General features: G+C 63.4%; 18 protein-coding genes and 1 pseudogene. 12 read left to right on the forward strand and 7 right to left on the reverse strand.

Annotation, left to right across the window (positions count from 1 at the left end):
* Positions 1 to 224 precede the first annotated feature (224 nt).
* From HL671_RS38000 to HL671_RS13850, 4 genes are all read left to right on the forward strand, one after another.
* Positions 225 to 593: a hypothetical protein gene (locus tag HL671_RS38000; RefSeq protein ID WP_210263887.1), complete on the forward strand. Its 369-nt coding sequence runs from the start codon at positions 225 to 227 to the stop codon at positions 591 to 593.
* A 96-nt stretch (positions 594 to 689) separates the two neighbouring features.
* On the forward strand, positions 690 to 1,082 hold the full coding sequence (locus HL671_RS13840; RefSeq protein ID WP_012043734.1) for a FixH family protein: 393 nt from the start codon (positions 690 to 692) through the stop codon (positions 1,080 to 1,082).
* 82 nt (positions 1,083 to 1,164) lie between these two features.
* Complete coding sequence (locus tag HL671_RS13845; protein ID WP_172236711.1) at positions 1,165 to 2,592, forward strand: efflux RND transporter periplasmic adaptor subunit; 1,428 nt, start codon at positions 1,165 to 1,167, stop codon at positions 2,590 to 2,592.
* Positions 2,589 to 5,780, forward strand: a complete 3,192-nt coding sequence (locus HL671_RS13850; protein WP_172236712.1) for an efflux RND transporter permease subunit — start codon at positions 2,589 to 2,591, stop codon at positions 5,778 to 5,780. Before HL671_RS13845 ends, HL671_RS13850 begins: the two co-directional genes overlap by 4 nt.
* Positions 5,781 to 6,121: 341 nt before the next feature.
* On the opposite strand, the gene HL671_RS13855 is transcribed toward HL671_RS13850, so the two are convergent.
* From HL671_RS13855 to HL671_RS13865, 3 genes are all read right to left on the reverse strand, one after another.
* Entirely contained in the window at positions 6,122 to 6,274 is a 153-nt protein-coding gene (locus HL671_RS13855) for a hypothetical protein (protein ID WP_210263888.1), read from the reverse strand.
* A gap of 195 nt (positions 6,275 to 6,469) precedes the next feature.
* A complete protein-coding gene (locus HL671_RS13860; RefSeq protein WP_172236713.1) occupies positions 6,470 to 7,534 on the reverse strand; it encodes a HoxN/HupN/NixA family nickel/cobalt transporter in 1,065 nt (354 codons plus the stop codon).
* Positions 7,535 to 7,538: 4 nt separating this feature from the next.
* Positions 7,539 to 7,817, reverse strand: coding sequence for a metal/formaldehyde-sensitive transcriptional repressor (locus HL671_RS13865; RefSeq protein WP_041750712.1), 279 nt, complete (start codon positions 7,815 to 7,817; stop codon positions 7,539 to 7,541).
* Positions 7,818 to 8,198: 381 nt separating this feature from the next.
* Between HL671_RS13865 and HL671_RS13870 the strand changes: the two are divergent.
* From HL671_RS13870 to HL671_RS13880, 3 genes and pseudogenes are all read left to right on the forward strand, one after another.
* Positions 8,199 to 8,340 (forward strand): annotated as a pseudogene (locus HL671_RS13870) (chromate transporter); the annotation flags it as partial.
* Between the two features lie 131 nt (positions 8,341 to 8,471).
* A complete protein-coding gene (locus tag HL671_RS13875; protein ID WP_012043741.1) occupies positions 8,472 to 8,708 on the forward strand; it encodes a PepSY domain-containing protein in 237 nt (78 codons plus the stop codon).
* 15 nt (positions 8,709 to 8,723) lie between these two features.
* Entirely contained in the window at positions 8,724 to 9,635 is a 912-nt protein-coding gene (locus tag HL671_RS13880) for a DUF1259 domain-containing protein (RefSeq protein WP_172236714.1), read from the forward strand.
* A 135-nt stretch (positions 9,636 to 9,770) separates the two neighbouring features.
* On the opposite strand, the gene HL671_RS13885 is transcribed toward HL671_RS13880, so the two are convergent.
* The gene (locus HL671_RS13885) at positions 9,771 to 11,012 is read right to left on the reverse strand and encodes an APC family permease (RefSeq protein WP_012043743.1); all 1,242 of its coding nucleotides are present in this window, start codon (positions 11,010 to 11,012) and stop codon (positions 9,771 to 9,773) included.
* Between the two features lie 327 nt (positions 11,013 to 11,339).
* Between HL671_RS13885 and HL671_RS13890 the strand changes: the two genes are divergently transcribed.
* The 3 genes from HL671_RS13890 (at position 11,340) to HL671_RS13900 (ending at position 13,152) form a co-directional block, all read left to right on the forward strand.
* Positions 11,340 to 11,906 (forward strand): cytochrome b, encoded by a 567-nt coding sequence (locus HL671_RS13890; RefSeq protein ID WP_172236715.1) that lies wholly within the window; start codon positions 11,340 to 11,342, stop codon positions 11,904 to 11,906.
* A gap of 143 nt (positions 11,907 to 12,049) precedes the next feature.
* On the forward strand, positions 12,050 to 12,454 hold the full coding sequence (locus HL671_RS13895) for an OsmC family protein (protein WP_012043745.1): 405 nt from the start codon (positions 12,050 to 12,052) through the stop codon (positions 12,452 to 12,454).
* Complete coding sequence (locus tag HL671_RS13900; protein ID WP_012043746.1) at positions 12,451 to 13,152, forward strand: VIT1/CCC1 transporter family protein; 702 nt, start codon at positions 12,451 to 12,453, stop codon at positions 13,150 to 13,152. Before HL671_RS13895 ends, HL671_RS13900 begins: the two co-directional genes overlap by 4 nt.
* Before the next feature lie 397 nt (positions 13,153 to 13,549).
* On the opposite strand, the gene HL671_RS13905 is transcribed toward HL671_RS13900, so the two are convergent.
* On the reverse strand, positions 13,550 to 13,741 hold the full coding sequence (locus tag HL671_RS13905) for a helix-turn-helix domain-containing protein (RefSeq protein ID WP_210263889.1): 192 nt from the start codon (positions 13,739 to 13,741) through the stop codon (positions 13,550 to 13,552).
* A 31-nt stretch (positions 13,742 to 13,772) separates the two neighbouring features.
* Here HL671_RS13905 and HL671_RS13910 point away from each other — a divergent pair, with 31 nt between their 5' ends.
* Together HL671_RS13910 and HL671_RS13915 are read left to right on the forward strand one after the other, a co-directional pair.
* The gene (locus tag HL671_RS13910; RefSeq protein ID WP_172236643.1) at positions 13,773 to 14,087 is read left to right on the forward strand and encodes an alpha/beta hydrolase family protein; all 315 of its coding nucleotides are present in this window, start codon (positions 13,773 to 13,775) and stop codon (positions 14,085 to 14,087) included.
* A 335-nt stretch (positions 14,088 to 14,422) separates the two neighbouring features.
* Positions 14,423 to 14,758 carry a hypothetical protein gene (locus tag HL671_RS13915; protein ID WP_172236716.1) on the forward strand — a complete coding sequence of 112 codons (336 nt, stop codon included), beginning with the start codon at positions 14,423 to 14,425 and terminating at the stop codon, positions 14,756 to 14,758.
* A 318-nt stretch (positions 14,759 to 15,076) separates the two neighbouring features.
* On the opposite strand, the gene HL671_RS13920 is transcribed toward HL671_RS13915, so the two are convergent.
* Positions 15,077 to 15,448, reverse strand: a complete 372-nt coding sequence (locus HL671_RS13920; RefSeq protein WP_172236717.1) for a hypothetical protein — start codon at positions 15,446 to 15,448, stop codon at positions 15,077 to 15,079.
* A 1,121-nt stretch (positions 15,449 to 16,569) separates the two neighbouring features.
* The gene (locus tag HL671_RS13925; RefSeq protein WP_172236718.1) at positions 16,570 to 17,682 is read right to left on the reverse strand and encodes an ABC transporter permease; all 1,113 of its coding nucleotides are present in this window, start codon (positions 17,680 to 17,682) and stop codon (positions 16,570 to 16,572) included.
* Between the last annotated feature and the right edge of the window lies 1 nt (position 17,683).

Below are 17,683 nucleotides of genomic sequence, written 5' to 3' on the forward strand. Positions count from 1 at the left end.
ATTGTTTCGCGATGAAATGCCTTGCGGGCGCATGCAGTCGCACGGAGACGGGCGCACGATGATCTGGCTGCATCGCGGTCTCCGGATGGTGGCCACAGCGCCTCGGCTGGACAGACAAGCGCCCGGCGACGGTCACGAATGCTTGACCCGGATCAATGACTGCGTCAGGACGCGAAATATGATATTCAGAGGCTGGTTGCTGCCCGAAAGGTAAACGCGTCTCCATGCGGCTTGTCCGTACCATGCTGGCATTCGTGATCGCCATCTCGCTGGCGATGGTGCCGCTTGGCGCGTCGGCCGCCGCGCATGCCATGCCGTCGGGTGGCATGAAGGCGAACATGACGATGGCCGGCGCCGGCGACATGTCGATGGATGAGTGCTGTCCGGACGACATGGACGGAAAGACCTCCCACACCGACGGCCAGAAGTGTGGAATGGGCGTCTGCTGTATCGGCGGCGCGGTCGCTTTTGACGACGTTCGACCGATCGCGTTCGGCCCATCTGCCGTCGCGGCGAGCAAGATCGCCATTCCTTCGGATCAGGTCGCCGATTTGCGCGGGACCAGTCCTCCGTTCCGACCTCCACGAATCTGATCTCGCAAATCCGCGCGAGCAGCACGCTTGCTCGCGATGAAGCGGACGTGTGCGCCTGCAGCGCCACGGTCGAGATCAATCCATGAGGACAGAACAATGCTTTCCAAGCTCACGACTGCGGCTTTGGCCGCCACCCTTTCGCTTGCCGCTTCTGCCGCCATGGCCGGCGCCAGCGACTTCGCCTTCGAGCCTGTCAATCCGGAGATGAAGAAAGGCGACGACGTCACGCTCGCCGTTCGTTTGTTGAACAGACAGACCGGCAAGCCGGTGCCGGATGCGGTCATCTTCAAGACCCGCGTCGACATGGCGCCCGACGGCATGGCCGACATGGAATCGTCCGTTTCTCCGCTGCCCTCGAAAGAGCCGGGCGTCTACACCTTCAAGACCGACCTGCCGATGGCCGGCCGCTATCAGGTGACGCTGTCGGCGAAGGTGCAGGGCGAGCCGGAGACGGTCACCGGCAAGGTCATCGTCAAGGCGACCAAGTGAGCGCTGGGGCGCCGCTCGGCGGCGTCCCGACATCCCCAATTCACGATCACATGGACGCGCTTGATCGCGCGCGGAACACGCCATGAAGACGCTGCGTCTCCTGACGACGGCCCTGGCGCTGGGCGGGGCCTTGGCTCTGGTCGGCTCCTGGTATCTGAACGGCGGGCCCTGGCCTGCACACGCCGACCTGACTTCTCCAGCGGCTGCCGCAGACGGAAGTCCACTTTACTACAGGGATCCCGGTGGCGCTCCGGCCTGGTCGGCGGTGCCGAAGAAGGATGCACAAGGGCGCGATTACTTGCCGGTCTACGATGACGAGGCCGCGGCCGAGCCCCCGAAGTTGCAGCAACAGGCGAACGCCTCGCGAAAGATCCTGTACTACCGCAATCCCATGGGACTGCCGGACACCTCGGCGGTACCGAAGAAGGATCCCATGGGGATGGACTACGTCCCCGTGTACGACGGCGACGACACCGACGACGGCACGGTGAAGCTTTCGCCGGGCAAGATCCAGCGCACCGGCGTGAAATCCGAGCCCGCCGAGCGGCGCAGCATCAGCGTGGTGGTGAAGGCGCCGGGCACGATCCAGCTCGACGAGCGGCGGATCTCGGTGATCGCGATGCGCTCGGAGAGCTTCGTTCAGAAGGTTGCGGATGTCACGACCGGCACGCGCGTGAGCGCCGGTCAGCCGCTGATGGAGATCTACAGTTCGGCAATTGCGGCCGCCGCGGCGGAATACCTCGCCACGATCAACTCGAAAATCGTGGGAGGTGTGGAGTTCTACGGCCGCGGTTCGCGCCAGCGCTTGACCAATCTGGACGTTCCGGAGCCGGTAATCACCGCCATGGAGAAATCCCGTGTCGCGCCCGTGACCGTGCAATGGACAGCGCCGCGCGACGGAATTGTGCTCGAACGCAACGCTGTGGAGGGCATGCGTGCCAACCCTGGCGACGTGCTGTTCCGGATCGCGGACATCTCGCTGGTCTGGGCGCTGGTCGATGTCGCCGAGCGCGATCTCGGCACCGTCGCGGTGGGACAACCCGTCTTGATCCGGGCACGCAGCTTCGCAGGCCGGACCTTCTCTGGAAAGATCGCCGTGATCTATCCGCAGGTGAACCGGGACACGCGCACCGCTCGCGTTCGAATCGAGCTGTCCAATCCGGACGTGGCCTTGCTGCCGGACATGTATGTCGATGCCGAAATCAATACCGCCGATGCATCTCCGGTCGTTGTGGTGCCGGATAGTGCGGTGCTCGACACTGGCGCCCGGCAGGCCGTTCTGGTCGACAAAGGCGAAGGCAAGTTCGAGCCGCGGGACGTGAAGCTTGGACGCCGGGGCGGCGGATACATCGAAATCCGTGACGGTCTCAAGGAAGGGGAGGCGGTCGTCACCTCCGCGAACTTCCTGATCGATGCCGAAAGCAACCTCAAAGCCGCCCTGAGGGGCTTCGCCGACGCGCACCCGTCATCGGATGCCGCGGGTGGACATGCCCATGGAGAGCACAAATGATCGCCCGCATCATCTCATGGTCGGCGCGCAACCTGCTGCTCGTCCTGTTCGGCACCGGCTTCGCGGCGGCGGCGGGACTCTACGCCTTGGTCCATCTTCCACTCGACGCCATCCCGGATCTCTCCGATACGCAAGTGATCGTCTATACCGAGTACCCCGGCCAGGCACCGCAGGTGATCGAGGATCAGGTCACCTATCCCCTGACCACCGCCATGCTGACGGTGCCGAGGTCGAAGGTGGTGCGCGGATTCTCGTTCTTCGGCGTGTCCTTCGTCTATGTGATCTTCGAGGACGGCACCGACATCTACTGGGCGCGTTCGCGCGTCATGGAGTTCCTGAACAGCGCCAGCTCGCGCTTGCCTGCCGGCGTCACACCGACGATCGGTCCCGACGCCACCGGTGTCGGCTGGGTCTACCAGTACGCTGTGATGTCCAAGGAGCTGAACCTCGCCGAGACGCGCACGATCCAGGACTGGAATCTGAAATTCGCGTTGGCCAAGGCGGGTGGCGTCGCCGAGGTCGCCAGCATTGGCGGCTTCGTCAAGCAGTACAACGTGATCCTCGATCCGCAGCGGATGCGCGACCGCGGCATCAGCATGCAGAAGATCCGGGACGCGATCCGCGCTTCGAACGCGGACGTCGGCGGTCGGACCGTGGAGCTCTCCGAGTTCGAATACGTCATCCGCGGTAAGGGCTACCTCAAGAGCATCAACGATCTCGGCAACATCGTCCTGAAGACCTCCGGCGGCACGCCTGTGCTGTTGCGCGACGTTGCCAGCGTGGAGCTCGGGCCCGACGAGCGGCGGGGCATCGCCGAGCTGAACGGCGAGGGGGAGGTTGCCAGCGGCATCGTGCTGCAGCGGTTCGGCGTCAACGCGCTGGACGTCATCGAGAACGTCAAGGCCCGGTTCAAGGAGATCGCCAGCAGCTTGCCGAGTTCGGTGGAGATCGTGCCGGTTTACGACCGCTCCAACCTGATCTACGCCGCGATCGACACCCTGAAGCACACCCTGCTCGAGGAAAGCCTCGTCGTGGCTGTGGTCTGCGTGGTCTTCCTGCTGCACATCCGCAGCGCGCTCGTCGCCATCCTGATGCTGCCGGTCGGCGTGCTGATGGCGTTCGGCGCGATGAAGCTGCTGGGCCTCGGCTCCAACATCATGAGCCTCGGCGGCATCGCGATCGCGATCGGCGCGATGGTGGATGCGGCCATCGTCATGATCGAGAACGCGCACAAGCATCTGGAGCGGGCCAAACCCGGTCAGTCGCGCGTCCAGGTGCTGATCGATGCGGCTGCGGAAGTCGGGCCGGCGCTGTTCTTCAGTCTGCTCATCATCACCGTGTCGTTCATGCCGATCTTCACGCTGGAGTCGCAGGAGGGGCGTCTGTTCAGCCCGCTCGCGTTCACCAAGACGTTCTCGATGGCCGCAGCCGCATTGCTGTCGGTGACGCTTGTGCCCGCGCTGATGGTGATCTTCGTTCGCGGCAGGATCGTTGCGGAACACCGTAATCCTATCAATCGTTTCCTGATCTGGATCTATCGGCCGGTCATCAAGGGCGTGCTACGGGCGAAGACGCTGGTCATCCTGGCCTCGTTGGCCGTGCTGGCCATTTCGATATGGCCGGCCCGCCAGCTCGGGACCGAGTTCATGCCATCGCTGAACGAGGGCACGCTGCTCTATATGCCGACGACGTTGCCGGGCATCTCGATCACGAAGGCGGCCGAACTGATGCAGACGCAGGACCGGATCATCAGGTCGTTCCCGGAGGTCGCCTCGGTCTATGGCAAGGCGGGACGAGCGGCGACCGCGACCGATCCGGCTCCGACTGAGATGTTCGAAACCGTGGTCAATTTGAAGCCGAAGGAGCAGTGGCGCCCCGGCCTTACTGTCGACGGGTTGATCGCGGAGATGGACAAGGCATTGCAGTTCCCGGGGGTGTCGAACGCCTGGACCATGCCGATCAAGGCGCGCATCGACATGCTCTCGACCGGCATCCGGACGCCGATCGGCGTGAAGGTGATGGGCACGGACCTGGTCGAGATCGACAGGCTGGCCAGGCAGATCGAGCGTGTCATCAAGACGGTCCCCGGGACGTCGTCCGCCTACGCCGAGCGCGGCATCGGCGGCTACTATCTGGAGATCTCTCCCGACCGCGAGGCGCTCGCCCGCTACGGCATCCTGATTCAGGACGTTCAGGACACGATCGCTGCCGCGTTGGGAGGCCAGACGGTGACCACGACGGTCGAAGGCCGACAGCGGTTCACGATCAACATGCGCTACCCTCGCGACCTCCGTGACAATCCCAAGGCTATCGCCAGCGACATTCTGGTGCCGATGCCGGCAGGCGGCGCCGTGCCGCTGGGCGAGGTGGCGACGGTCGAGCCGGCGCGTGGACCGACCTCCATCCGTACCGAGAACGGGCAGCTTGCCACCTACATCTACGTCGACATCAGGGATCGGGACATCGGCAGCTACGTCGCCGCCGCGCAGCGCGCCGTGACGGAGAGCATCCAGTTTCCGGCCGGATATTACGTGGTGTGGAGCGGTCAGTACGAATATCTGCAGCGCGCCGCGGCCCGCCTGAAGATCGTCGTGCCCGTGACGCTGACAATCATCTTCCTGCTCCTGTACCTCAATTTCAGGGCTCTGACGGAGACGATGATTGTCATGCTCTCGTTGCCGTTCGCGCTGGTGGGCGGCATCTGGATGATGTGGTGGCTCGGCTTCAACCTGTCGGTTGCCGTCGCTGTCGGATTCATTGCGCTCGCAGGCGTCGCCGCAGAGACCGGCGTGGTGATGCTGATCTATCTTGATCACGCGCTGGCCGAGGTCAGGGCGTCGCGAGCCGCCGAGAACCGCGCGCTCACCCGGCAGGATCTCCATGCGGCGATCATGGTCGGCGCTGTTGAGCGCGTGCGTCCCAAGATGATGACGGTGGTCGCCATCATGGCAGGCCTGCTGCCGATCATGTGGAGCACCGGCACGGGCTCCGAGATCATGCAGCGCATCGCGGTGCCGATGATCGGCGGCATGATCTCGTCGACGCTGCTGACGTTGATCGTCATTCCGGCGATCTTCGGCCTCGTGAAGGGCAGGGGCCTTCCGCCCGACCGCGCAGGCGACGTCGCCCTTGATGGGCGTCCTGGCCAAAACGCGAGACCGGCGCAGGTTCCGCAAGCGGCCGAGTAGGCATCGCGTCTTTTCATCGACCAGAGGGCAGAAATCCATCAAGCGAAGCGTCGTCCGCTTAGCCTTCCTGGCCCCGGCACTTGCCGGGGAGCCCCTACGCGGGCTGTCTCGGCCAGGCCGAGTCGGCAATGCTGGACAGTTCCCAATTGACCAAATCCGCCGGGCTGCGCAGCTCGTCTATCGCGGGGCCGATGCCTCAGCATCAGCACCTCCGCGGCAGCCTCGCCGATAAACATCGAGCGCCTGCTCGCCTGATGTCCGGTTTACCAGCCTCGTTCGCTGAAGAGTGCATGGTCTCCGAGGTCGCTGATGAGCCATCGGTTGGGGAGGGGCCAGTTGAGCTAGCTCTGCTTCTTTGTGAGAGCCTTCGGCGACTGTTCTGCCATGGCATCGACCTCGGGGACCGCCGGGAGTTCCTCCGTGCGCTCCTTGAGATCGGCCGCACGCTGGATCAAGCCGGACGCCACGGCCGGATCTGTTGTCGTCTTTGCCATCCTCAGGAGCGTGGCTGCGGCTTCTCGGGCGAAATAGTTGAAACGCGGCACGAGCTCGTTACCCCATCTGAGTTGCGATGGAATGAGTCGCGAGCTGGGAATCCGTTCCGATCTTTTGTTAAAAAAACGGCTGCAAGCAATTGGTTCCAAAACTGAAAAGACCTCAGTCCGGGGCCGATACCGAGGCCGCGGACATCACGACGCGAACTCATGCAGCCCGATCCAGCCGGTGTAGAGCCCGACCAGGGCGATCAAGGCTGCCGAGACGTAGGGCGCGCGATGTGCGAAGCGGCTGAAGCCGCTCCAATGGCGTTCGACGTGCCGAATACCGAGAGCGGCAACGACGCCGGCCGATACCATGGTGATGGCGAGGCCGAGGCCAAAGCAGAGCACCAGTGCGAAGCCGAGGCTGAACTGCTTCAACTGAATACAGAGCAGAAGAACTGTAATGGCTGCCGGGCACGGGATTAGGCCGCCGGTGAGACCGAACAGGACGATCTGCGGTGTGGTGACGGTGCGTCCGGCGAAGCGCCTTTGGATGTCGGCGGCATGAGCGCGAGCGTGCGCGTCATCCTGTTCCCCGAGGTCCATGTGGTCGTGATCGTGCTCCTCGAAACGAATTTCGGCGACATCGCCCGCGAGTGCGATGCGTGCCTTGAAGGCGTGCGGTTCCGGAATCTCCTCGGTGCTCTCCAGATATCCGTCGCGGTCGACGAACGCGAAGCTCTGTTCGCTGCCATCGGCACGGACTGTCGTCACCCCGATGTCCGCGGCGGAAGGGAGGCCACCTGCGTCGCTGGAAATCCGCCAGCGCGGCGGAACGCCGGTCTCGAACACCGCGATCGAAAGCGTCCTGCCCGCGAGCGAGACGGCCTGCGGTTCGTCCTGGTGATGATCGTGGCCGTGCTCCTCGGTCGTCCCGCGCCAGGTGCGCCAGACCATCCACGCGGCGACTCCGAGGATGATGAGTGCAGACGCGATCTGGAGATAGGCTTCGCTGCGCTCTCCGGAGAGATCGTGGCCGAAGTAGAGGCCGAGAAAGGCGACCGCCCATACCACCGCCGTGTGCGAGATCGTCGCCGACAGTCCAAGAAGCACGGCCTGGAAGACCGTGCCACGGATCGCAACGATAAAAGCGGCCATCATGGTCTTGGAATGGCCGGGCTCGAGACCATGCAGCGCGCCGAGAAGAATCGCGCTCGGAACGAAGAGCCATGCGTGAGCACTGCTCTGCTGCAGCAGGTGCGACAGATCGGTCATGAATTCACTTCAAATAGGTTCGGACGACGTCGATCAGGTCGGCCGCACCCTTGGCCTTTTCGGGATCCTCTTCGCGGTCCGGATCCACGACGTGATGGCGGATGTGGTCCTCGATCAATTCGGTGGTGAGCCCGCCGACGGCGCCCCGGACCGATGCGACCAGCATCAGGACGTCCGTGCAGCCGAGCTCGGCCTCCAATGCACGCTCGACCGCGTCCAGTTGCCCCTTGATGCGCTTCACCCGCGCCAGGAGCTTCGACTTGTGCTTGATGGTGTGCGACATCCCCATAAGATAGGGGGGTACCCTATTTCGGTCAAGGTGAGCGCGATGGCGCGTGTCGCAGGCCGGCCAAGCGAGACGGTTCCGCTCCCATTGACGCCGGCCTGCGCCTTGGCGGTGAGATGAACGGTTCCGGAGCGGTGAAGTCTTCGTGATCCTTTCGGCGTGACATCTCGGGTGCGAACGGGTTGACAGCTCCGGCTTCAAGAGTTCTATTTGCGGTACGGGGATGTGCGATCTCCCCGCGAGGCGACATGCCCAAGCATCGCGTCCCTGGATCACCAAGGGCGCCGCATGTCATCATCATCCAGTTCGATTCCACCCGACAAATTGTCTCGACTGCTCGGTGCGTCGGCCGCGCGGACGCTTGTCGAGGATGACTTCGAGATGGCGGTGGTGACGTTCGGTGGGGCTTATGCGGTACTCACCTGCGTCGCCCGGCAGGCCGCCGAATGCTATCGTTGGGTGGCTCCCCGGAGATGCTCGAAGGTCTCGGCAGGGCGAAACGACTCCTGGCCGCTTCATCTGCTCCCGGCGGTCACCCGCTGCCGTCGTGATCCTGAATCTGTTGATCTGCTTCTCGCTGCGCACGAGACCTCATCGAGCGGCGGTATGACGACTGACTTCACCTGGGGCAGGACAACCAGGAGAACGATCATGCGGATACCGAATATCTCTCAAGTCGCAGCCTTGCTGGCGCTAGTGGCGGGGCTGTCACCCGCCCATGCGCTGACCCAGGAAGAGCTCGTCGCCAAGATTCAGGCAGCCGGCTATTCGCAAGTCAGGGACATCAAGTCCACCGCGGAAGGCACGACCGCGAAGGCGATGAAGAACGGCAAGGAAGTGCGGCTCGTCGTCGATAGCGGCGGCCGGATCAAAGAACAGCAGGACTGAGGAAGGAGCAGCGCGATGAGAAAAGCAATCCTGGCCCTGATCGGCATCAGCGCCTGCGTTCTGGCGCCGGCTTCGGAATGGCTCGCCTCGGCGGCCCATGCGCAAGACGTCGACTGGCAAAAGGTCGACGAGACGCTCGGCCGCAAGCCCGCCGTCTCTGACGACGTTCACCGCTACAGCTTTCCGCGCACGGATCTCGCGGTGACGTTGGACGGAGTGCCGATCAAGCCGGCACTGGCGCTCGGCGGCTGGATCGCATTCAAGCCCGCGCATGGCGGTGCCATGGTCATGGGAGACCTTGTGCTCCTGGACACCGAGATCAATCCGGTCATGGCCAAAATGATCGCGAGCGGTCTCGAGATCACCGCCGTGCATAATCACTTGCTGCGGGCGACCCCTGCGACCTTCTACATGCACGTCGCCGGTCATGGAGAACCTGTCAGACTGGCCTCGGCCATCCACGACGCGCTGGCCGAAAGCAAGACGCCATTGGTGGTCCCGGCGCCGACGGGGCCGTCGCCTGCCGTGGACCTCGATACGGCGAAGCTCGATCAGATCATCGGCGTCAAGGGGCAGGCCAACGGAGGGGTCTACCAGTACAGCGTGAAGCGACGCGATGCGATCACGCAAGATGGCACTCCGCTGACGCCAGTCGGCGCGATGGGCGTCGCGATTGGAATCAATTTCCAGCCGACCGGAGCAGGCAAGGCGGCAATAACCGGAGACTTCGTTCTGACTGGCGACGAGGTCAACCCCGTGATCTTGGCGTTGCGGGCTCACGGCATCGAGGTGACCGCCTTGCACAGTCACATGCTCGACGAACAGCCGCGGCTCTTCTTCATGCACTTCTGGGCGAACGACGATGCCGTGAAGCTCGCGGAAGGTCTCCGCGCGGCGCTCGACAAGACTGCCAGCACGAAGAGCTAGCCAAAGACGGCCGGCCTGCCCGCTACAGCCTAAGACGCGTGGTGGTCTCCGCACTGCGCGAGCCGGTTCGTGAGCCCCCGGTGCTTACACTGTAGCGGACGCAGAGCAGGGGATGCCGAAATCGGCAAACCTTCTTCACGCCACAAGATCGACGACGAGAAGCAGGAGGCTCGAGGCGAGGCCGAAGCAGGGCACCCACATCGGGCAAATGAACGCCCCAGATGGCGCCGGCTGTCGTCTGCCCTTAATCCGGATCAGCGCGATATTCACGATTGCGAAAACAACAAGGGTGAAGCGCGCCGTGAGATCTGCAAGGCCACCAAGCGGAACAGCCAGTGAGAGTACGAGGATCGCTCCGATGCCGAACGCCGTCGCAAGAAGCGGCGTCTGCGTGACTGAATTCAACCGGGCAAAGACCCTTGGCAAATTGCCTTGATCCGCGAGACCATAGATGACGCGACCGATCATGATCATGTGCACAATGATGCCGTTGAGCGTGGCCACAATGGCGATTGCGCTCATGGTGACGAGCGGCAGGCCTGTCAGTCGCTCGAAGACCAGCGCAAGCGGTGCCGATGAGCGCGCGAGTTCCTGCGGAGGTACCGCCGTGACGGCAATCCACACAACCAGCGCGTAGATCAGCGCGGTCAAACCGAGGGTCAGGAACAGCGCACGGGGCAGGGTGCGACTCGGCTCCTTCATTTCCTCCGCAATGTTGACCACGTGCTCGAAGCCGATGAAGGAAAAGACTGCGATGAGGGCCGTTCCGCCCAATCCAATCCAGGCCTCCGTATCACGTGTCGGCGGCCACATTTCCGGCAGGCGTGTGACAACATCCGTCCCGTGACCGAGGCCAGTCACAATGATCAGCACGAGACCGCCCACCTCGACAACCGTCATGATCCCGGCGAAGGTGACGGATTGGGCCGTGGCGAGACACGCCACGACGCCCATCGCAAGAACGACTCCCGAGATGATCCACGGAGCCGAAATCGGCAGAAACACGGCAACATAGCCCGAGCTACCAACACTGATGGTTGCGGCGGAGATTGTTGCCGTCGCGACCACCAGAAGCCCGACCCCGAGGCTGAGCCATTTGCGACCAAAAGCGGCCTGCACATAAGCGGCCTCGCTGGCGCTGACGGGCATGCGCGTTCCCAGTTCGGCAAATGATGCTGCACTGAACGCCATCACAAGGGCTGCACCGATGAAGGCAAGTGGCGCATGCATACCACTGCGTGCCGCGGCGATCCCGACCAGGACGTAGATTCCTGCGCCGATGGTGACGCCAAGGCCATAAAGCACCGCTTGGGTCAGCGACAGTGACCGCAACAGGCGCTGCGACTCGGCCGGCGAGCCAGCAGCCTCGATAGACATTCGACGTTCTCCTCGCTTGGAATGACACGTGCACCCGCACGTGTTCAGGGCAGAAACGGTCTCAGCTGCAAGTCGATCGAGGAAGTCTTGAGTGGAGTGGTCTTGCTCTCAGCCGATGGCTGGGCCGTAAAATGCACCAGCCGCTGCCGCGAAAGCAACCAAGATGGCGAGGGCGCCGGAATTCCTCCAACGGCATTCACGGCCTCGACTGATGCCGGAGCTACGAAGTCCGAGTGGAGCCCGAAGCAGCGCAGGCCTGCAAGGACTTGATCCACGTCAACGAGGGGTCATCGAGCCCGAACTACGTTGTGTCGAGAGGATCTTGAGATGCAGCTCTTCAATTCGACGCGGAGATACGGCGCGATTCCTCAGATACTGCATTGGCTCACGGTGCTGCTCGTGGCCGTTGCCTGGGTCATTGGCGTGTTCGGTGATGTGCTGCCCAAGGGCGCGCCGCGGGAGTCCGGCCTGTTCGTCCACGTGATGGCCGGAACCGTGATCCTCGCGCTTCTGGCGGTGCGTCTGGCTTGGCGGCTGGCCGATCCATCTCCACCGCCCGAAGCGACCGAGTTCGCCTCATGGATGGGAAAGTGGCAGGATCCGGCCGCGCGTTTCGCGCACTACGTCCTTTATGCGCTGCTTTTTGCCGTGCCTGTCGTTGGCATTGTGTTGCAGTTTGCGCGCGGTGATGCCTTGCCGCTGTTTGGCATCGCCGAGATCGCCTCGCCTTGGGCCAGGGACCGCGCGTTTGCTCACAACGTCAAGGAAGTGCATGAAATTCTCGCCCATGCGCTGGTCATCGTGGCCGCAATGCATGCGGCTGCAGCGCTGATCCATCACTGGATCTTCCGCGATCGGACGCTCCTTCGCATGCTGCCTCACTCGGACACTTAATTAAAGGAATGACGCGCCTGCAGGAGATGACGAGTCCGCCGGACACCTCTGCCGGCGTGACTGAAAGGCCGGGATCTGGTCGATCGCTCCGCTCGTCGTACGGATTGACAATCTCCAGGCAAACCCGATCGGGAGACACGCCAATGCTGGAGTATCGCGTCAGCGCCAGACGGATCGATGCGCATGAAAGCGTCGCAGACTGCAAGGATGCGACCGTGGTGCTCGATACGGATGTCATGGGACGGCGGGATGCGTTCAACCCTGCGGAGCTTCTGCTTGCTGCGGTGGCTGCCTGCATGATCAAGGGAATCGAACGTGTCACGCCGATGCTCAAGTTCCATATGAGCGGCGTCGAAGTGCGCCTGATCGGCGTCCGGCAGGACAGCCCGCCGATGATGGCGTCGATCGACTATGAGCTGATCATCGACACCGACGAAGATGACCGTCGGCTCGAATTACTCCATCAGAATGTCCGGAAGTATGGGACGATATCCAACACCGTGGCGGCCGCGACGAAGTTGCAGGGCGTGATCAGGAGAAAGACATGAGCCGCCTTCACGTCCATCCGGAAAGCCACCTGGTGGCGCGGATCGGATGGCTCAGGGCGGCCGTTCTGGGCGCCAATGACGGCATCATTTCGACTGCGAGCCTGATCGTCGGTGTTGCCGCGGCAGCAGCGACTCGAAACGACGTCCTGATCGCCGGCGTTGCGGGGCTGGTCGCTGGAGCGATGTCGATGGCCGCCGGAGAATATGTCTCGGTCAGTTCGCAGTCGGACACGGAGCAGGCCGACCTTGCGCGAGAGCGCAAGGAACTCAGCGACAACCCGGCATTTGAACGCGATGAGCTTGCCGACATCTACATCAAGCGGGGTGTCGAGCAATCCCTGGCGCGGCAGGTGGCGGAGCAGTTGATGGCGAAAGACGCACTGACAGCTCATGCGCGTGATGAATTGGGAATATCCGAGATCACCGCAGCGCGGCCTATCCAGGCTGCCCTGACCTCGGCCATGATGTTTTCGGTGGGGGCCGCCATGCCCTTGCTGATGGTCGTCCTGTCGCCGGTCAACGCGCTGGTCCCGATCGTGTCCGCGGCGTCTCTCGCCTTCCTCGCGGTGCTGGGTGCGATCGGCGCAAAGGCGGGCGGGGCGAACATTCCGCGCGCCACGGTTCGCGTGACGTTCTGGGGGGCTTTCGCCCTCGGTCTCACCGCAGGCATCGGAAAGCTGTTTGGGGCCGTCGTTTGAAATCGGTGCTTTGAATAGCCTTCGAGAGCGAACTTGCTTCCGGCATCGTGCGCCGGATGCGAAGCCGGCAAGAACCGAAGCGATGATCCCGCACAATGGCGCAGCGATCGCCGCCATCGAGGAGTAAGCCGCGAGCACCAATGCTGCCTTTCCATCGGCGGCAGGGTCTGTCGCGGCAAGAAATATGCGACCATGCTCGGCAGAATGATGGTCAACGGCACGCTGGCGGCAACGGACGCCGCAGAGTTCAAGTCCGATCGCGGCGCGACCGATAGGGTCATCCTCGACGCTCGCGCGATGAAGGAGGACGTACTGGTTCGCATTCGCCTGCAGATGCGGGGGCTGTTCGGATTGTTCGGGATGTCCGGTTACGAGGCCATCGAACCGCGGCGCGTAATCAGGCCTCCTGCCTCTTTCGTGCCAGCGCGCGCGGCGCGATGCCGTAGCGGCGACCGAACAGGCGGCTGAAATGCGAGGGGTCGTTGAAGCCCCAGCGCAGGGCAATGCTGGTGATGCTTTCGGTGCGGCGCGCGGCTTCTAGATCGCTGCGGCAACGGTCGAGGCGGCGCTGGCGGACGACGCCGTGCATTCTCGCGACACCCGACGCGTATGATTGGTGCATGGAGGCGGCGAAATTCTCGCCATTGTGGCGCAACGAGGTCACCGTGCGGAGCCTGGAGCTGACCTTCAGCTTCGAGCCGGCTGCTTATCTGCATCGCATCGCGCCGCGTCCGCTGATGGTCATCGCTGCGGAGGGCAACACGCTGATGCCGATCGAGGCGGCGCGCGCGGCCTTCGCCCAGTCGGGCGAGCCGAAGCGGTTCGTCAGCCTGCCTTGCGGTCACTTCGCGCCTTATGTCGAATGTTTCGAGCAGTCGTCGGCGGCGGCACGCGACTGGTTCGTCACGCATTTGCTGGAGATGCGTCGGCCTTGAGTGCGCGAGGTGAGGGCGCGGGCCTTGAACCTGCTCGCCGCCCTTGCTCTGCGCGAGCGTCGAAGGGGCATCGTTGCCGGTGTCATTGACGTGCCCTGTCGTGAGCTGCTGGAGCGAGGAGCCAAACTCCGATCACTTGACCAGGTGGACCGAAGCCGCTTCGGCTGATGAGCATCATCGGCCGTACGCGGTCACTGCGCTCAACTTCCCGCTGATCGACAGTCGTTGCCTCACGGCTGCAATCCACCTCTTGGTTTGTCCGGTCATTGGCGGTACGCTTGTCGTCGGAAAGGGCATGGCGCCCAGAGCAAAGATCATGGAGAACAGTTGGTCTGATGGATGAGGACGACCCGAGCGATGAAGTCGCCCGGATTGAGGCGCGGATCGAGGAGCTTGCTGAGACAGCCGAACGGTGTCGGAAGATCATCCTGGCCTCGAAGGTCGTGATCTGTGTCGGCGCAGGATTGCTGCTCGGCGCGATGCTGGGTCTGCTGGGGTCCAATGCGGTCGTCGCCCTCGGGGCGATTGCTGCTGTGCTGGGCGGCATCGTTTCGCTCGGATCGAACGTCAGCACATTGCGACAGACCATGGCGGCGATCGCCGCCGCTGAGAGGTTTCGCGCGGAGCTGATCGGCAGGATCGATCTTCGTTTGGTTGGTGACGCGCGATGACGCGGATGGCAGCTTCGGCGACGCACGCCGCTGGGTGTTGCTCTCCGGGCGATCCGTTTGCGGGGGGGAGCCGCGACAGTGCGCGAGACTGACTGTGCCGGGATCAACGCAAGTCATCGCGTTTGACGTTGGCCGGGGGCGCGCCCGCCGAGGCTCAGCGGGCTTCGGGGAAACGCCCCCGCGACCGGTCCCGCATGCCGCTACGCTCATGGCGGGCCACGGGACTGGTCACGAGGGCAGGGACGCGCTGGGCCTCGGTGCCGGGCGAACGCCGCGAAACCGCCCCCTGTGCGGCCCGAGGTTTCCATCAGCAGCCCCTCAGCGGCAATTCCAGGTGGTTCCTTGCGCGCAGACCGCGTTCGGGCTTTCGCCGCCATACACCTGATAGGGGTATTCGCCTTTGCGATAATAGCCATAGGCGTAGGGGTTCGGGCCGTAATAGGCCGGCACCTCCTCATAGGCCGGGCCGCCATAGACCGGACCACCATAATAATCATAGGCGTCGCGGCTCGCGGCGATCGCAAGACCGGTGCCGATGGCTCCCGCCGCAAGGGCCGCGCCGGCCGCAGCGCCGCCGTGCCAGCGCCGATTCCGAGCATCGGCACTGGTCGGCGTCAGGGCGCCGATCGCGAGTGCGGTCAGTGAAGCGATGATGGCCGTGCGGCCGAAGAGTGATTGTTTGGTCGACATGTTGTGCCTCCGGTGAAGTGCGCCGTGATCGGCGGATGTCTCCCGCGTCGGGCTCTGCCGAGAACTGTTGACGAATGCCAGAGCCGAACAATGCCGGCAGACGGATAATCGATTGCGGTTCTGAACCTGAGCTCGCTTGCGGAGCCGGCGGCGGTCCCAAAGCGAAGGTCAGGTCCACCTTATGAGAACCGCTGCTCCCCTCTGGAGTTCCAGCTCGGCCGGAACTTTGATGCGATCGGACCTGTGCCGCTGCGTCCTTGCTCTGCCGACCCAGGCGCTCGGCGCGGCGGACAATTCATCACTGTGACAGACGTTTGAAGGGATGTCGACGAGACCGGCCACGATGCTCCGCTCAACGCGTGCCATCCGGAGCCGCACGACGGGCAATCTCTGCATCGCCCGCATGCGCCAGCCGCCCGTCGTGCCAGTTTGTCGCGGACGCATCGCTTGTCTCGTCGGGCAAATCACCTTCACCTTTCCGCGCATCCCGGCTCGCTGAAGAGGGACGTTTCGCGATCGTCACGAGCGTCGAGCTGGAAGATGCGACGGGCGTGTTGCTCTGCAGCCTGGTGTCACAGCCGGGCCGGCGAACGGAGCGATGCGACGGCGAAATGGTGTGGTCCTGGCATCGCGGTGCTGATGCCAAGCCGGTCGGGATGATGATCCGCTGGCGACGGGGGCAAGACAGCCGATCCCCGGGGAGAGCGCCTATAACCCGTTCAAACCGTCGCGCAGGGAAGGCCGGATATTGGGCTGAACCTGTGGTTCTACCGCGTGCTTATTTGCTGCACGCGGACCGCGGGTATCAGTCGATACCCGGCCTTCCCTGCGCCTCTTCTTCCCGGGAAGAGGTCGACCGATCGCAAAAACTCGGGCACGGGCCGCCGCGAGATGGCATCATCGCGCCTGCTGTTTGAAACGTGGAGAAGGTGACCGTGACGAGATCGCGCGCCGGCGTGGCGCCCACGTCTCAATCCTGTAAGCGGCGTAAGGTGTCACAGGCCGCATACGGATCGCGTTCATCTGAGAGCCGCTTATGTGGCGGTCGAAGATCTCGTTCAAGCGGCAAGCTGCGATGTGCAGATCTGATCGTCGGCAAGTGGTCGGCAGCAGCTGCCTCGCTACTTCAGAAACCCTCTGAACTTGCGCAGCGAGAAGGCGAAGAGGATCGTGCCGATCACGAACAAGGACGCGAACTGCTTCCAAACGACGTCGAAGCCGGCTCCGCGGAACAGGATCGACTGCGCCATCATGACGAAATGCGTATTTGGCGCGGCCAGCATGATGTCCCGGATCAGCTCGGGCATACTCTCCCGCGGGGTCATGGTTCCGGAGAGCAGCTGCAGCGGCAGCAGCACGAGCATCAGCAGCAGACCAAATTGCGGCATCGTGCCGGCCTGGGTGGCAAGGAAGATGCCGAGGCTGGTCGTGGCGAACAGGTAGAGGGCCGTTCCGGCCAGGAACAACAGCCACGAGCCTTCAATCGGGACGGCGAGCAGCCCGTGGATGACGACGCCCAGCGCGAAAGTGGACGCCGCCAGCACCACGAGCCCCATCGACCAGATCTTGGCGAGCATGATCTCGGACGGCGTCACCGGCATCACGAGCAGGTGCTCGATCGTACCGTGCTCGCGCTCCCGAATCAGCGCGGCTCCGGTCAACACGATCGAGAGCATCGTGATATTCGACATCAGGTTGTTGATGGCGCCAAACCAGGCCTGCTTGAGCTCCTGGTTGAAGCGCGCCCGCAGGTCCAGATCCACCTGCGGGGCGGCGGAGCTGCGATATCGCCTGAGGAACTCGCTGACCTCACTTGTGAGGATCGACTGGATGTAGCCCGCGCCGGTAAACGCCTGTGAGACGCGCGTCGCATCAATGTTGAGCTGAAGCGCGGGAGATTTCCTCGCCAGCAGGTCGCGCTGGAAGTTTGGCGGAATGTCGAGAGCGAAGGTGTCGATGCCATTGTCCATCCGCCGATCCATCTCCGGCTGGCTGATCAGCCGGGGCAGGGAAAAATAGGGCGGGTTGAATGCCGTGATGATGCGGGACGAGGCCGGCGACCGATCCTCGTCGACGATGGCGATGGTCGCCATGTTCAGGTTTTCCGGCATCGACTTGGAGCCGGTGTAGATGGCGACCGAGAACGCGTAGATGATGAGCACGAGCATCATCGGATCGCGGAGCAGGCTGCGCAGCTCCTTGATGCCAAGCTGGACGATGTTGACGATCTGCATG

It is taken from the genome of Bradyrhizobium denitrificans, from assembly GCF_013179005.1.
Lineage (GTDB): Bacteria > Pseudomonadota > Alphaproteobacteria > Rhizobiales > Xanthobacteraceae > Bradyrhizobium > Bradyrhizobium denitrificans.

Coding starts and splice junctions, on each gene's coding strand:
- HL671_RS13910 (WP_172236643.1), top strand. CDS start 13,773: ATGGAGGCGGCGAAATTCTCGCCATTGTGGCGCAACGAGGTCACCGTG.
- HL671_RS13860 (WP_172236713.1), bottom strand. CDS start 7,534: ATGACCGATCTGTCGCACCTGCTGCAGCAGAGCAGTGCTCACGCATGG.
- HL671_RS13845 (WP_172236711.1), top strand. CDS start 1,165: ATGAAGACGCTGCGTCTCCTGACGACGGCCCTGGCGCTGGGCGGGGCC.
- HL671_RS13885 (WP_012043743.1), bottom strand. CDS start 11,012: ATGTCTATCGAGGCTGCTGGCTCGCCGGCCGAGTCGCAGCGCCTGTTG.
- HL671_RS13905 (WP_210263889.1), bottom strand. CDS start 13,741: ATGCACGGCGTCGTCCGCCAGCGCCGCCTCGACCGTTGCCGCAGCGAT.
- HL671_RS13900 (WP_012043746.1), top strand. CDS start 12,451: ATGAGCCGCCTTCACGTCCATCCGGAAAGCCACCTGGTGGCGCGGATC.
- HL671_RS13865 (WP_041750712.1), bottom strand. CDS start 7,817: ATGTCGCACACCATCAAGCACAAGTCGAAGCTCCTGGCGCGGGTGAAG.
- HL671_RS13880 (WP_172236714.1), top strand. CDS start 8,724: ATGAGAAAAGCAATCCTGGCCCTGATCGGCATCAGCGCCTGCGTTCTG.
- HL671_RS13915 (WP_172236716.1), top strand. CDS start 14,423: ATGGATGAGGACGACCCGAGCGATGAAGTCGCCCGGATTGAGGCGCGG.
- HL671_RS13920 (WP_172236717.1), bottom strand. CDS start 15,448: ATGTCGACCAAACAATCACTCTTCGGCCGCACGGCCATCATCGCTTCA.
- HL671_RS13890 (WP_172236715.1), top strand. CDS start 11,340: ATGCAGCTCTTCAATTCGACGCGGAGATACGGCGCGATTCCTCAGATA.
- HL671_RS13875 (WP_012043741.1), top strand. CDS start 8,472: ATGCGGATACCGAATATCTCTCAAGTCGCAGCCTTGCTGGCGCTAGTG.
- HL671_RS13850 (WP_172236712.1), top strand. CDS start 2,589: ATGATCGCCCGCATCATCTCATGGTCGGCGCGCAACCTGCTGCTCGTC.
- HL671_RS13895 (WP_012043745.1), top strand. CDS start 12,050: ATGCTGGAGTATCGCGTCAGCGCCAGACGGATCGATGCGCATGAAAGC.
- HL671_RS13925 (WP_172236718.1), bottom strand. CDS start 17,682: ATGCAGATCGTCAACATCGTCCAGCTTGGCATCAAGGAGCTGCGCAGC.
- HL671_RS13855 (WP_210263888.1), bottom strand. CDS start 6,274: ATGGCAAAGACGACAACAGATCCGGCCGTGGCGTCCGGCTTGATCCAG.
- HL671_RS13840 (WP_012043734.1), top strand. CDS start 690: ATGCTTTCCAAGCTCACGACTGCGGCTTTGGCCGCCACCCTTTCGCTT.
- HL671_RS38000 (WP_210263887.1), top strand. CDS start 225: ATGCGGCTTGTCCGTACCATGCTGGCATTCGTGATCGCCATCTCGCTG.